The sequence below is a fragment of the Bradyrhizobium sp. UFLA06-24 genome (genome assembly GCF_054967145.1).
The window spans coordinates 1-14362 of sequence record NZ_JADFUE010000107.1 but is presented as its reverse complement, the minus strand read 5'-3'; the positions used below and the strand labels follow the sequence as shown (position 1 = coordinate 14362).

Below are 14362 nucleotides of genomic sequence, written 5' to 3'. Positions count from 1 at the left end.
AAGGTGGACTTCTCTTGCTTCGGGTATCATCCCGACCTTGAATCACGACTCACGTTCCAAGAAAAGTGGGTACTAGTGAACTCAATCGATACGGCCCTCATCAGAAGTTCCTTCACCCCGATGTTATGGGGCATCACGTGCTAACCGATGTCCGCCCTGCACTGAGCCCTGATGCCACATTCATGCCAAAGGCCCCTGTTGTTTGCGGACGCTTGTCACTTGCGTTCGCCAAACGACGTCCGGGTATAAACCCCTTGCTGAGCAGATCGACAATCTCGATGTCCTAAGAACAAATGGCCGTCGGCATCACGTCTGATAAGTCCGACCGCTGAGGGCGGAGACGCCAAGCCAACGCGACCTTATTGCTTGAAGCCTAGTTTCATGTTGCCTCAGAGTAAGCTGACGACCACGGCGCTCGTGGCGACACGCGAGAAGGCAACCTTCAGCACCCCCCCCTGGAAAAGCGATCCGAGATGTTCGTCCGCGAACCAAGCAAGGGACGTGTCGATGAAAATCGCAGCTGCTCTGCGTCTTCTACGAATGTTTGTAGCGTCGGAAGTCAGACATTGTTTCAGAGCTGACAATCGACTCTGTTAAAGTTCTGACAACACGCTGCGCAAGAAGGGGTGGCATCCCGGTCCATAGTCCAAATATTGTCATCAGAACTTTAGCGATGATCAGAGCTACAGCTGTGATGCAACGGGCAGCGTGACCGTTTCCGTATATGGTAAGAACGACCGGAGCGCAGGGGACTGCGCTCCCATTTTCATGGGGCATCTTTTTCCAAGGCACCACGTCAGGAGTGTATTGTCGCTCTGTCAGTGGCGAGAACACTTCCGCTGGTTCTGGCGACAGCGACGTTCGGCGCCGGTGCGCTCGTATCCATAACCGACGCTACATTGAACGCGCGCCGAACCAGACGGCTGCAGACCGCAGCATTTCTCACCTGAGCGTAGGCACGGATCGCACAGCTGTCCCTGTGCTGCGGTCTATGGTGGCAAAGAAAGAAGGAGCAGACTGCAATCAATCCTACGACGAATACGGGACGCGACATTTCCCCTCCTCATTTAAGGACAGCGGCAGTCCATCTACCATCTGTGAAATCAATCGTCCGCTCGACCGCGAGCCCCCCGGCTCCCTTGTGCGGAGAGCTCGCTCTATTTTTCGACATCGGGTATTCGACAATACCTGACACTACCGGAGCGCCGTCGCTTCCGTCGCGCGGCACAAGGGTTCGATCCTGCACGCCGACTTTCCTATACGGTGCTATTGCAAAGTGGCGGCCGTGTCTCAGAGGTTCTGGCGCTCACAGCTGCTGCTGTTGAACTGAAAAGCGGAAGCGTAGCGCTTCTGACCCTCAAGCGTCGAAAGAGTGACGTGGTACGACAAATTTCCCTACCGCTGAAACCCGGCCGAGGCGCGAATGGAGTTTCCGGAGTTGGCTGAGGTGTGGGCCACGATCTTTCCTGCCGTAGAGAAGGCGGCGGAGGAAGCGGAGCGAAAGTTGCGCGATTTCGTCGCTCAAGTCGGGTAGTAGAAATTTGCGGCGCTCACGCGCCGCCGAATTTTCAGACCGGGATGCCGAGCTTCTTCGCCTTGTCGCCCAGATTGTCCTGAATTCCCGCGCCCGGGACATGCATCACGCCAATCGGCAGCTCGTTGAGCATCGATTTCCGTTGTCAGGGTTGCAACGGCGTCAGTCGATGCCTCCGCGTCAGCCCTTCCAGCGATCTCTCCAGGTCGTCCCGACGCATCAGGACGGCGGCGTCCGTATCATTTACGGTTCGGTCGAGCTCTTGAGTTCGTGTTCGTAGCGCTCTGGACACAGCCGGGTCGGTGGCAATCAGCGGGAACACCTGACCCTGCGACCGGGCGATATCCTGACAGGCCATATTGAAGGCCCCTTCGGCTGAAGCGCGGCGATTCTTCGCGGCCTCCATTCCCGCGGCAGCTTCCTCGCAGCGAGCGCTCGCCGACTGGAACGCGCCAGCAGCAGCGGATTTCGCCTCCCACGCCTTGGCGAGGGTTTCGTGGGCCGTTCGACGACCTTCGTTAATCCGGGTCCGGTGACTCGCGGTCGCCCCACCGTCAAGAAGTTCAGCTCAGGCGAACGCTTCTCTACCAGTCGACGTTGTTTGGGTTGGGCCGCGCTCTGCGTCGATTTGCGACCGTGAATGCTCAAACGAGATGGCCGCGACCGCGCCGTCCGGCTCCGTTGCAGCGTCATTTCGAGCTCACCAGCCCGCTCACGCAGTGCACCGTACTTTTGCGCAACCGCTGAAAGTCTGTCGGCGCAGCCCACCGGGGCGGCGTCAATATGCCGTTTGGTTGTAGTTCCCGTTTCCCTTAAGCTTGCGCATAGTCGAGGAAATGCTGGAGGCGCGTGGCACTGTTGACCTATGAAGCCGTGCGCCAGTGGGGACCGAAATTCGGCAAGGCGTTCTCCGATCGGTCCGCGAGCGCGCTCCCGCTCGCGGTGACAAATGGCATCTGGACGAGATCGTTATCTCGATCGCGGGCGAACAACATTAGCTCTGGCGCGCTGTCGACCAGAATGGCTTCGTTCTCGACGTCTTGATCCAGCGCGGAAGAGACTCGCGCGCTGCGCAGCGGCTCAGGAAGAAGCTCTTGAAATCCGCCGGCACGCCGCCGCGCGTGATGATCACGGACAAGCTTCGTTCGTACGGCGCTGCGAGGGCAAAGACGGGCCTTTGGGTCGAACATCGCCAGCACAAAGTTCTCAACAATCGGGCCGAGAATTCTCATCAGCCGACGCGACGACGCGAGCGGATCATGATGCGTTTCAACTCCTCCAGGCCAACCGATTTCTGTCAGTTCACGATCAGGTCTCGAACCTTTTCCACATCCCCTATCCCGGAGCCCTGACTGCCGACTTCCGTCGTGCTTGGCACGAGCGAGCCTTTGCGACTTGGCGCGAGATCTCCATGACAAGCGCTATCGCCGAATCTCGAACCTTTGAGAAGCGCCTCCTTCAGCTCAGCGGTCGGTTAAGTTGACGATGCCGTCGCTCGACATTCAGTATGGCACAGGGATTGCAGTGATGAAAAAGCGCTCCGGAAGCTGAGCACGGCGAGCCGGTGCCGGGCGATGGATCTATTCTGAGTCGTTACGGAACATGACCATCAGCGGGCAGAACCCAGGTGCAGCCGGTCGATATCAGGAATCTGGTGATCGGCCACGTCTTCTTTATGTCGTGCCACGTAACTCTGACAGGTAGACAGAAAATTTGGAACCCACATTATGCCGGCGGAGTCGGATATCAAATGTGCGAATGCAAACATTCGAACAAGCACCGTCTGGACAATTGTGCTCGGCTTTGCCGCCGATCCATTGATGCGGTGGAGTTGGCCTGACGCAAGCCAATATCTTCGGAGCATGCCTCGGTTCGTTAACGCCTCTGGTGGACCAGCATTCGAGCACGGCACAGCATACGTCACGGAAGGGATCCGCGCCGCAGCCCTGTGGCTGCCGCCTGGCGTGCAGCAAGACGAGTCCGCGTTAGACGAAATAATGGCGCTGTCCCTGAACCCGGCGATCACCGAAGATATGGCGCTCCTGCGGCAGGAAATGGCCGAACATCATCCGTCCGAGCCGCATTGGTACCTGCCTCTCATCGCGGCCGATCCGAACTGGGTCGGACAAGGACTTGGCACATTGTTGATGAAATACGCTCTTCAACGATGCGATGAGCAGGGCATTAGCGCCTATCTGGAAAGCTCGAATCCCGATCACATCCCCTTTTATCAAAGCCACGGCTTCGAGGTCATTGGCAAAATACAACATGGTTCTTCGCCGCCGCTCACGCCAATGTTGCGAGCAGCCAAATAAAGCGAAATTCAAAGCCTGTGTTCGCATTGGCTCACGAGGGCCACCTTTCAGCACTGCTTACGTATTGTCTGCGGCGGCGCTGATTATTTCGCCAGCAAGTATTGGGGCGACTCGGGCTCGCGGCGATGCTCCATGATGTCGGGAAGCTACCATTCCGCTGACGCTGTTCGACAAGCCGGGCCGTCTAAATGAGGAAGACAGCAGACTGATCGAGACACATCTGGTCGACGGCTTCGGAAGACTCTGGATGGCGTTAAGTTAACGAATTGGAGCCGCCGAGGGGGTGGTGAGGACCAGCACGCCGACCGCCCGGACCCCTCTTTATCGCCGCCATCGCTTCCCACCGGAAGTAATCAGCTATGCCGCTTGGTTGTATTCCGGCTTCCTCTCAAGCTTGCGCATGGTCGAGGACGTGCTGAAGTGCTGGCGGCGCGTGGCATTGGCGTGACCTATGAAATCGTGCGCCAGTAGGACGAAAACTTCGGCAATGCGTTCTCCGATGGATCCGCTCGCGCGCTCCCGCTCGTTCAAACGACTGAGAGCATGCACTTGACCGACCGCGACAATCGCGATGATCAAAGCCGGTTGTTGACGCGTCGATTTCGCTCGCCCGAGGACGAGTACGAAGCAAAGGCGGCGCGCGGTCACGACAGAATTCCGGCGGAGCATTCCGCAGCCCGGTAGAAGGCCCGGGCATCCCGTCTTACAAGGAATCGGCAATGAGGCTGCGCGCCGACCATTTCATGCTGCCGCGCACCGTGCGATCTTCACGGCGGTAGATGCGTGCTGCCTCAACGGGCAGCGCCTCAGCCTCCTCGCTCGAGCGCCAATCGGCAATCGTCAGCTCAAAGATGATGTCGATTGCAGGATCCATCTTGAGGCAGCGCCACAGAGCAACGAAGAATATCCCCGCGGGACTGTTGGGAAGTCTTATTGTTCTAGGCCGCGCTCTGCGAGCAGCCGGTGCATGACCTCGCCTTTGATCTCGCCTGCGATTTGGTTTCGGACTTGGGCTCCGAGCACCCGCTCGGCATCGACGTCGCCCACCAGACCATGTTCGGCCAGTCGCTGATCCAGACGGCTTTGGAACTCTTCGCCCATGGCTTCGACGAGCCGGTCTTGCATCGCTGCATGTTCGTCTGGAGCGATGCGCCTCAGCACCGTCTCCCAGGGGTGCCAGCGGCTTGCCATGAAGTCGGTGAACTGGCTTGCTTCCCGCTCCCGGACCAGGTCGAGCGCCTCCGTCGCATCATCCTCGCTTACGTGAGAGACCGCCAGGAAGCGCATGTCAGGGGCGACGTGACTGAGCTCCAGCGGCTCGCGCAGCCGATGTTGATAGGCCAGGTAGACTTCGATGTCGTCTACGTTCGGGTTGCCGCTGGCGAGCGAGTTGATCCTGTCGCGCGCGATCTCGTCCAACGCCTCCAAGCGGAAGGCGACACGGCCGCGCTGGATCAGATCGCCAAGCCGATCGTCATATACCCCGTCCTCGACGTCAGCGTTGAGGCGCGCGGTCTGCATACCATTCCAGTGCAAGGTGACACGATCCTCGCAGCTCGCGTTGGCCTCGGACGCCTGCGCAAAGAACTGCTCGCGCAATGTCGGATTGGCGGCCGCCTGCTGCAGATCATCAGCCACTGCCTGCCGAAACTCGTCATTGCCGTAGTTCACGGTCTCTCGTAGCCTCTCCAGGAACTGCGCGTAGTCCTGGGCGCCTGGCTCATCCGCAAAGTGCTGCCATTTGGCCAGCGTCGCCGGGTCGTCTGCGAGCCATTGCGCGGCAGCCTCATATAGAGATTGCTGCGCAAGCTGCGGTGGCGCTTCAGCCGTCGCCAGATTAGCGAGGACGTCGTCCGGCAGCGGGTTATCCCCGAACTCGAGGTTCTCCAAATGCGGGTAGCTGAGACTAAGATTCGGTACACGCCCCTCAAGAAGATCCTCAGGCAGGCTGGTCAGCCGGTTACCGCTGAGATTGAGCGATTGGAGGGTGCTCGGAAGGGGGGCGGGGAGGTCGGCCAATTGATTGCTGCTGACATCGAGTTCAATGAGCCCCGATGGGAGGTAGTCGGGGAGGTCGGTCAGCTGATTGCCACTAACCGCGAGCGAGGTGAGCCTGCTCGGGAGAGCGTCCGGCAGGCTAGTTAGTCGGTTGTCGCTTGCGTTCAGGATCTCGAGCCCAGCCGGAAGGTTGGCCGGCAGACTGGTCAAGCTGTTATCGGCCACCTCCAGCCGAGAGAGGGTCGCCGGAAGAGCGTCCGGCAAACTAATCAACCGGTTATGGCTAATGAGAAGATGCTGAAGACCGGGTGGGAAGCTAGCGGGCAGGCTGCTTAGCTCGTTGTGCCTGGCGCGCAGTTCCAGCAATCTTGGCGGCAGGGCGGCGGGCAAAGCGGTCAGGGAGAGGGAGGACAAATCCAGCGAGTGCGAGCCAGTGTTGTCCGCCCCCCTAATTCGTGCGCGTCCCTGTCGCCGATTCTCGGCTTCGCCCTGCCCCTCTTCGGCCGCCCAGTTGTCCAGCAACTGCGCGCGCGCGGAGGCCGGGGTCCGATATCCTGTCATGGCTTCGAGCAAATCCGCCACGGCTCGGCTGAAGCCGCTGAGGTAACTTTCCTGCTCCCCCTCTTCAGAAGCGGCCGAGGAAGAACCTGCACTCCACTGAGCCTGTCCTGTGTTCATCAATATCTCCATCGCCAAAACAAGAATACCCCCGCTCCTCAAGGTCGCGAAGCAGGCCGGGTGTCATGATCATTGTTCACACGAGCCCAAACGCGCAAATGGATCGATACTGCTGCGAGGCTTCCTGCCATTTCGTTGACCAGATAAGTCCCGGAGGGCCGTCAACGTGGCAGCGTTCTGCCCTTAGCAGGCCTACCTGTCGATAAGCTGACGAATGTCGCTGCAGAACCCCGGGTCGCCGGTTGCCAGCGGTGACCGAAGCAAGCCCGGTTTGAGGTTGAACCGGTCAAGCTTCGCAAAGACCAGCTTGGCCCCCATTGCCTTGGCATGGGCACCGCCAGCGCTTACGCGTTCGGAGCGTCTGCCACTCTTCGTTGCCACGTACTCGGTCGAAGGGTAAGCGGCAAGCTGCGGCCGTCAGGCGGCGTGGTTCCATGGCATAAGCGCGTCGATTTCGCCGCTCGGCCAGCCGTTGGCGATACGCTGAGGCGTTAGGCTGAGCCAGGCGCACGGATCGACGTTATTCATCTTTGCTGTCTGCAGCAGTGTTGCGATGGTTCGCCCAGGTTCGTCCGCCGCCGTCGCTACCGGCAAAGAGGCTATTCTTTCTCGTAATTGTTTGTGGTCAGATGGCGCGTTCAACGATGTTGGAGTCGAGCTCGATGCGAACCATCAGTCTGGAAGCGTTCGAAGATGGCACGGCGCGAGACGGCATAGCGGATTGCCTCAGCCAGTTTTGATTTTCCGGAAATCCGCCGCAATGTCTGCTGCCAGAGATCGAAGAGATCTGCGACGACCGCTGTGGAGGCTTGCTGGCGCGCGGCAACGCCTACGTCGGGGCTTTGACCGCGTATGGTCTTCTCGACCTGCCAGAGCTTCGCCATCCGCTCGACCGTCGCCGTTGCAACTTTCAAGCTTCCTGCAACATGCAGCTCATAGAACTTGCGCCGGCTGTGTGACCAGCAGCCAGCCAAGGTGACGCCATCTCTCTTGCGTGAACAACGGACGTATCCATTTCTTGATCTCTGGAAGCGACGCCGCCCACAACGCAAGCGTCTCCTCGATCGACGCTGCTGGCGTCCACGACCTCCGAATCATGGTGTCCATAGATTCAGACATCTCCTAAAAAGGCAACTGTAATGCTAGGATTACCCCTAGGACCTGCAGCGCTCGCGTCCGTCAAACAAGGCGGCCTCAATGGAGGGATACCTTCCATCAGCTGGATGGCTGGATCATCCGAAGGCTCTGGTCGCGCCGCGGAAGCGGTGGCGGAACGCAGCCTGGAAGGAATATCCGACCGCTCGCAAAGCGCATGGGGTCCTGCTGAACGCGCTGCGAGGCGCCTTCGATGGCGCGCAGCCGCGGCCAGCTTGCAACATAGATATCGTTCATCGCCGTCCGCCAGCGGAAGATGTAGTGACTGACGAAGAAACGCGTCATCACACCGACACGACCGCAACAAGAGCAATGCCGGCAAAAGTCGACAACTCGCTGTAGAACTGCTGGACCATCACTTGCGCCGATTTCGAAAGCGCGGCCTGGACAAGGTCATAGAATGGCCCATACCAGCTGTTGATGGCGACGCTGACCTGGACCTGAAAGTAGGAGGTGAACAGTATTAGCGCGGAGCCAAGAATCGACCACGTCGCCCAGGGGTGCGGCGCAACCAACATCCAGCCAGCCGCAAATATCGCGGCGCACGCGGCGAAATAGAGGTCGAACCAGAGAGCCGGCGCCGACGAGAACGTCGCCAACCCGACCTGCCTTTTGCGGCGCTTCGAACAGATTGCTCGCGAAGCCATACCAGACCAGCATCGTCAGTGCGGTCCAAACGATCGCCGAGAGAAAGAACAGCTTGGGTCGGGGGAAAAACGAGAGGTCCGAGCATCTGTGGCCTCTTGGATTACAGGAGACCGTCGGGCATCGTCAACTTAATCGACCGCCGAGCCGAAGGAGGCGCTTCTCAGTTCGAGATTCGGCTTGTCGCGGAGATTTCGCGCCAAGTCGCAAAGGCTCGCTCGCGCGAAGCACGACGGAAGTCGGCGGTGACGGCTCCGGGATAGGGGATGTGGAAAAGGTTCGCGACCTGATTGATCGTGAACTGACAGAAACCGTTGAGCCTGATCGGACGATTTGAAACCCTTCATGATCGGCTTGCGTCGCCGCGTCGGCTGATGAGAAATCTCGGCCCGATTGTTAAGAGCTTTGTGCTGGCGATGTTCGACGTGAAAGCCCATCTTCGCCCTCACAGGGCCGTACGAACGGAGCTTGTCCGTGATCATCACGCGCGGCGGCGTGCCGGCGTATTTCAACAGCTTCTTCATGAGCCGCTGCGCAGCGCGTTCGGCGCTGGATCAAGACGTCGAGAACGAAGCCATTTTCTGGTCGACAGCGCGCCAAAGCCAAGTTGTTTGCCCGCGATCGAGAAGGCGCTGCTGCAAAACTACGGGGTGACCACCTGAGGGCCGTGTCCGAGATCGGCCCAGAAGGCCAGCGCCAGCCCGATTTAGCCGGACGGTGGGTATGGGTCCTGGCCATATGTCCACTCGTGTCTGAACCTGTGGTCATGGCCCTGAACTAGAACCTGAGCGTCGCGTCCTACCTTTCCCTCCTTGTGGGCAGCGTCGACCGCGACGCGGATCGCCTCTTCCTCAGTGGCGTAGGGGCCGGAGTACTCGCAATTGAGCGCAACCATCCACTGGCCTTTATGGCGCGTGACGAAGTACTGAACGCTTGCCATAAGCTTGCTCCGGCATCGCCCCTGGGATCGATAAACGGGGTCGTACTCTGCAAATCTGCCGCGGTCGCCTCAACTACCGGATTTGGTGGGCTCCAAGGAGCAGCGCCTTGTAGGCTGGCCTGTTTGCTGTACCCGCGGAGACCAACTGCCGCGCCTTAGTTTCCCTTATTCACGAGAACCGGAACGTAGCAGCTTCAATCGTCGTAGATGTGGCCTAGCTGCTAGCAAGTCTCTCTTTCTCGTTGGAGTCGAAGGCTGGATTGATGGTTGAGTGCTGCGACCGTTTGCGTTTGATCGACAAATGAACCCTCCAAATAGAATGTCGTCAGGGTCCAAACTCCCGGGAGACCAGCCGCACTCGATCGCATTTGTAAGAAAGCGCTCGTGCGGGTCCGACCTTGCCTCTTTTAGATCGTACGAGGCAATAAATTTGGCATCATGGTTGCTCCACTCCGCGGCGCACACGCGGACTTGGAGGCACGCGGACATGACTCGGCGCCGTCGGGAGTGAGAACCCGACGCTGTCCCTACCGCGCCCGCGCGGCCAGTGAAGTTGCCGGCGGTGACTCGGCGCTCACGCCTCCGGAAGCGCTTATCCCTACCACGCGCTGCAAACTTCGGTGGCCAGCCTTCGCCCTTGGATAAGCGAGACCGACCACCGCGGCACCCCGAGAGGCTCAATTCCCAAGGGTGCTACCAAGCAGTATCGCTGAGAAGGACTGGAAGCACCTACCAGGATTGGTTGGTGCCGATCTAATGTGGCCTGGGGCAAATGCGCCATGGCGACTGAATTTGATACGATTTTTGATGTGATTGAGCGTTCGGTGCAGCACGCCGCCGCGGTATCGGTATCCGCGAAACTTGTCGCAGGTCTCGAGTTTCATGCCGCCGACGCGATCAGCGAGGAAAGAAGGTTGGCTCTCGAGGAGTATGCAGACGTGCTCACTCCAAGCCGACCACGCTTGCGGACGTGATCGCCCTGAGCCGCCACGTAGCCAGACTACCGGCTTGGCCGACGGTCGATGGCGATGCCGTGCGTCGCCAACATCTGCGCCTGGCGATAAAGCGGCAAATGCCAATGATACTTGGCATCGATCACATGCGCTGACCAGCCGCTCCGTGGGCAGTGTTCGGGCCCGGCATGCTGGAGGACGACGCCATGACAAGCGCGGCAGGCCAGTTTGGGCCGGCGAGTGACGATTACGCGATACTGCGCCGGTACGACGTCGAGCCTCTGGCTCTCATCGCTCCCAATTTCAAAAAGGACGCCTGCGCAGTACGGGCGGCAGGTTGCAGTGGGCATCAGGGTCTCGACGATGCGCGGCAAATACTCCGGCAGCTGACCGCGGTTGGCTCTGCGCTCGGCAGTTCGCTTCTCGCAGGTTCTTGGATTGGCGTGATCCTCGGCTGCTTCGAGAGCCGCGACGGCCTCTTCGATGCCCTCCAAAACAGGCTGTAGTTGATCAGCGTCCAGCTTTCCGACGATCGACCGAACTGCGCATCTTTCGCAAGCTTGCGCCACGGCTCATGCTGCAAACGATGCCGTGGTCGGCCATCAGGCGCTGGAACTGCTCGCTGGTGGACTGGGACACTCGGCGGCGAACTGCCGGTCAAGGAGGTTCGCCGGTACGGTCTCGAGCTGTCGATCGCCGTCATCCTTCGGCAAGCGCCGACGTCGCGGCCGCGCCCGCAAGCCTTGCAGGCGCATCAGCCGCTCAATCCGGTGCAGGCCGCAATCCGCCCCGTCGGCGAGCAGGTCACGCCACACCCGGCGTGCGCCATAGGTGCGGTCGCTGGCGACGAAGCTGGCCTTGACCTTGCCGCCGAGCTCCTCGTCGCTGCGGGATCTGGCGCTGGGAGAGCGGTTCAGCCAGGCATGGAAGCCCGACCGCGACACTCCCAGCGCATCGCATAGCCATGCCACCGGCCAGATCGTCCGGTGCTTCGCGACGAAGGCGAACTTCATGTCGCTTCTTCGCGAAGTAGGCTGCGGCCTTCCTAGGAAACAGCCGGATTGGCGTCCCCCGGAAGAGCCTGTAACACGAAGCCCAGTGATTTGGCTCGGCGCTGAAGGTTGGCGAGCACACGGCTGCGATATTGTCGCTCATATTGGTCTGCACCCGGATCTCTGTAGTGCATGCCGTGCCGCAGGGTGTTGTAGAATAGAACTGCGATCTTGCGGGCGGTCGCCGTCACCGCCTTTGATTTGCCTGCACGTGAGGATAGCCGGCGATAGAATGCGCCGAGCGCCGTATCGCTCCGTCCGACAGTAGTGGCCGCCAATCGCAACAGTGCGGCTGCCCGACTGGACGATCTTCGTGTGCGTGAAGACAGCACCTTGCCGCCGGAGATTTTGTTGCCCGATGCAAGGCAGAGCCAGGAGGTGAAGTGCTTGGCGCTCGGCCATGCCCTCAGATCCGTGCCGCACTCGCCGATGAGCTTCAGCGAGAGGGACGGACCTAACCCATGGATCTCAGTCAAATCGACGCCGAGCATTCCGTACAGCGCGGCCCTGACATCGAAGGTAGGTGTGTTGACCTGCTTGGTCTTAACGCGTGGCTTTGATAACTTTGCGCCCGCTTTTGCCCCTTTGTTGCTCAATACGGCGATCAAGGCTTCGAGCTTGCGGTCGCAGTCCGCATTTTCGCCTGGTAAACGTCGTATAGTTCCAGCGATTGACGGAGGGCGAAGACATGTTCTTCCCGGTCGTTGCCAACCAGTGCCGCGCGGATTGTCTCGGTCGAAGAATGACAACGCACGTCCCGATAGGTTGCCAACACGTCGGGATTGCGCTCGCCTGCAACAACGGCTCGGATAATCCGCATGCCGGTCCAGGTGGCGCGGAGGTGGATGGTCACTACCAAAGCTTGAGGGGGCGTCGAAAGCCTGGCTCTTGGCTTTTGGTGCGGTCTTTTCAATCGAGCTTATAGGACGCCTGAAAGAACGTACCCCAGCGTTCCATGCTGTACTTCGCAAGCATGGTCGGTTCAACGCAGCCGCTGCTGCTGCACAATGAGTCGCTTCGGCTGTTGGTCCACATCGCCCAGTAGCGGCCACCCACGCCGACGCTGAAGTTCCTGGTGACGAAGTAGGACAAGACGCCTTCAACCTGGACGCCTCGGCCCCCATTGCTCTGTTGTTCATCAAACATGGTCGTCGGGCGCAAGAGATGATGGTCACGCCCCTTGAAATCGGTCCAGGGCAGGTAAGCGACGTCAGCGTTCAAACGCCAACGCTCGGTGAGCATGGTTTCGGCGCTTAGGCCGACACGAGCTGCATTCCACTGAGTATTCTGGCTGCCAACGACCTGGTCGTCGTCCGGCGCCAAGCATGGAGGTGGGGCAGCTATCTGTACACACCCCCTCGAATCGGAGCTCTGTTCGTAATACGTCCAGCCGATAAAGCCGCCGACATTGTAGTTGGCGGCGCGGAGGAAATCATAGCCTACGTCGGCCGTGTAGTAGGTGTACCTCCCGTTGGCCTGGCCTGATATCGTGTTGACATAGGAGAGGTTCGGGGGGAGGCCCCAATCTTCGTCGTTCATGTGTCCTTTGTCGAAGCGCCCAAGGCCAATGTTGCCCTTCAGGAACACCCCCCACGGGCTGTCGAGACGGCCAAATAGCTCCCCGGAAAGTCCGTCAAGTCCGTGATAGGTGAGCCTCGATATTAGCATGCTGGGGTCTTCAAGGCCGCCGGAGGCCACTGCGCTGCGGTCCCATTGGAATCGACCCCGGCTGAGCCAGAGTCGCGATCCGCCTTCGAACGACCAACCGGCCGTGTAAGCAATCGGCGCCGCGCCGGCGGGCGCTTTTGCGTAGAGCGGCGCATCGGGCCAACGCACCACCCACGGGTCGGCGCCAAAATGGTAGTTCAACCCGATCTTTCCGATGTGATAGCTGCTGGAGAGGCTGGTTATGTTCGCCGGAAGAATGGCGAACGGCGGATTCTGCACCGTCGGAGGCGTTGCGACACTCGGCCCGCCGAAATGGAGATAGTCATACTCGACGTTGACCGACCATGCAGACGTAAGTGCTTGCTCGACGCCTAGCCCGATGACGCCACCGAGGCGACCATAGTCGAAATGGGTTTTCTCCTGTGGCGCGCCGCCTTCAAAGTTGTTGACGACGTCGCCTCGATTGTTTTGCCAAGCCACTCCTCCCTTAAGATAGGCCAACGTGCGGCCCAGCGCGCCAAACGCGTAACCGACGCGCCCAGTCCCGGTGGCAAAGACGTTGGGACCTGCCTTGCAGTTTGCACTCACGACAAAGCCGGAGGCGGCGAGGCAAGTATTCGTGCCGTCGGAGACAGCACCGCTGGCATCGAGTTCGACGCCGAACACCCAGCCATTCTTCTGCCAATTGTAGCCGATCTGGCCACCCGCGAGAAGCACTGGGGTATCGACGACATCGCCATAGATTGACGGACCGTAGGATTGCTGAAGGAGGTTCGGCCGTAGCCGCCGCCGAGGTGCCCGCCAATATAGCCTCCCGACCAGTTCCACACCGCGGGCGGCAGTTTCACTTCTGGCTCAAGGTCTGCCGCGTTCGCTGCACCGTTTGCGACGAGCGCAATTGTCGTGGCTCCTAAAAGAAGAACTCCGGATCGCATCCAACACTTCCCTGTATTGTCTCGGCCCACGACCGAGCGCCCTTAAGTTATCGCCGCAGCAAACCGTCGGGGCGGACCAGACGCTAACAGCGACGCGCGCCGAGTCCGCCCCCGAGGATCATCGCAAGCGATTGGTGGTGATGCCGCAAAGAGAGCAAGTCGCGTGCCGAAGTGAATTCGCAGGCTATGCAGGCACTTCGTCGCGGCGTGTGGCGCCAAGTTGCTCACATTGGTCTCGATACCGACAAGGGCCACGTTACCCGAGAGTGGCCCGCTCGCGCGCTGAATGTGTACGCGCGGTGGCGCGTGCAGACCCGGCCCGTGTGATGTCAACAGGAAGCCCTCTGCGCTTCCCCGACTACGGCGCTGTGTCGCCGTTGATTTTAATTTCACCGAGTCCTACTGATGGGACTAGGGTCTGTACCTAAATAGCGCCACGTGATTCTCTTGCCTACGTGTTGATTCGGGGGCGAGAGAATGCGCGCTGGT

Annotated in this window: 6 protein-coding genes and 8 pseudogenes; 4 read left to right on the top strand and 10 right to left on the bottom strand. The window is 59.8% G+C overall.

What is annotated here, in order from left to right:
• Positions 1–2187 precede the first annotated feature (2187 nt).
• The 3 genes and pseudogenes from IF809_RS36480 to IF809_RS36470 form a co-directional block, all read left to right on the top strand.
• Positions 2188–3012: pseudogene (locus IF809_RS36480) on the top strand (IS6 family transposase).
• A gap of 249 nt (positions 3013–3261) precedes the next feature.
• Complete coding sequence (locus IF809_RS36475; protein ID WP_063701405.1) at positions 3262–3849, top strand: GNAT family N-acetyltransferase; 588 nt, start codon at positions 3262–3264, stop codon at positions 3847–3849.
• Between the two features lie 286 nt (positions 3850–4135).
• Positions 4136–4382 (top strand): annotated as a pseudogene (locus tag IF809_RS36470) (IS6 family transposase); the annotation flags it as partial.
• 170 nt (positions 4383–4552) lie between these two features.
• On the opposite strand, the gene IF809_RS36465 reads toward IF809_RS36470, so the two are convergent.
• The 6 genes and pseudogenes from IF809_RS36465 to IF809_RS36440 all read right to left on the bottom strand — a co-directional run bounded on the left by IF809_RS36465 (position 4553) and on the right by IF809_RS36440 (position 9265).
• Entirely contained in the window at positions 4553–4723 is a 171-nt protein-coding gene (locus IF809_RS36465) for a hypothetical protein (RefSeq protein ID WP_014497858.1), read from the bottom strand.
• Between the two features lie 56 nt (positions 4724–4779).
• On the bottom strand, positions 4780–6525 hold the full coding sequence (gene nopM / locus IF809_RS36460; RefSeq protein ID WP_014497859.1) for a T3SS effector NEL-type E3 ubiquitin ligase NopM: 1746 nt from the start codon (positions 6523–6525) through the stop codon (positions 4780–4782).
• A gap of 417 nt (positions 6526–6942) precedes the next feature.
• A pseudogene (locus IF809_RS36455) lies at positions 6943–7514 on the bottom strand (IS66 family transposase); the annotation flags it as partial.
• A 226-nt stretch (positions 7515–7740) separates the two neighbouring features.
• Positions 7741–8198, bottom strand: a pseudogene (locus IF809_RS36450) (SbmA/BacA-like family transporter).
• A 258-nt stretch (positions 8199–8456) separates the two neighbouring features.
• A pseudogene (locus IF809_RS36445) lies at positions 8457–9005 on the bottom strand (IS6 family transposase); the annotation flags it as partial.
• A gap of 26 nt (positions 9006–9031) precedes the next feature.
• On the bottom strand, positions 9032–9265 hold the full coding sequence (locus IF809_RS36440) for a DUF2188 domain-containing protein (protein WP_018648284.1): 234 nt from the start codon (positions 9263–9265) through the stop codon (positions 9032–9034).
• A 779-nt stretch (positions 9266–10044) separates the two neighbouring features.
• On the opposite strand from IF809_RS36440, the gene IF809_RS36435 reads away from it, so the two are divergent.
• Positions 10045–10239 carry a hypothetical protein gene (locus tag IF809_RS36435; RefSeq protein ID WP_232208676.1) on the top strand — a complete coding sequence of 65 codons (195 nt, stop codon included), beginning with the start codon at positions 10045–10047 and terminating at the stop codon, positions 10237–10239.
• A gap of 41 nt (positions 10240–10280) precedes the next feature.
• On the opposite strand, the pseudogene IF809_RS36430 reads toward IF809_RS36435, so the two are convergent.
• The 4 genes and pseudogenes from IF809_RS36430 to IF809_RS36415 all read right to left on the bottom strand — a co-directional run.
• Positions 10281–10780, bottom strand: a pseudogene (locus IF809_RS36430) (transposase domain-containing protein); the annotation flags it as partial.
• 67 nt (positions 10781–10847) lie between these two features.
• Positions 10848–11234 (bottom strand): annotated as a pseudogene (locus IF809_RS36425) (IS3 family transposase); the annotation flags it as partial.
• A 29-nt stretch (positions 11235–11263) separates the two neighbouring features.
• Positions 11264–12096, bottom strand: a pseudogene (locus IF809_RS36420) (transposase); the annotation flags it as partial.
• An 83-nt stretch (positions 12097–12179) separates the two neighbouring features.
• Positions 12180–13655: an outer membrane beta-barrel protein gene (locus IF809_RS36415; RefSeq protein WP_441258789.1), complete on the bottom strand. Its 1476-nt coding sequence runs from the start codon at positions 13653–13655 to the stop codon at positions 12180–12182.
• Positions 13656–14362: the final 707 nt, after the last annotated feature.

Bases quoted from the DNA above. Each gene is read 5' to 3' on its own strand.
- IF809_RS36475 (WP_063701405.1), top strand. From the start codon at position 3,262: ATGCCGGCGGAGTCGGATATCAAATGTGCGAATGCAAACATTCGAACA.
- IF809_RS36465 (WP_014497858.1), bottom strand. From the start codon at position 4,723: ATGGATCCTGCAATCGACATCATCTTTGAGCTGACGATTGCCGATTGG.
- nopM (WP_014497859.1), bottom strand. From the start codon at position 6,525: ATGAACACAGGACAGGCTCAGTGGAGTGCAGGTTCTTCCTCGGCCGCT.
- IF809_RS36440 (WP_018648284.1), bottom strand. From the start codon at position 9,265: ATGGCAAGCGTTCAGTACTTCGTCACGCGCCATAAAGGCCAGTGGATG.
- IF809_RS36435 (WP_232208676.1), top strand. From the start codon at position 10,045: ATGGCGACTGAATTTGATACGATTTTTGATGTGATTGAGCGTTCGGTG.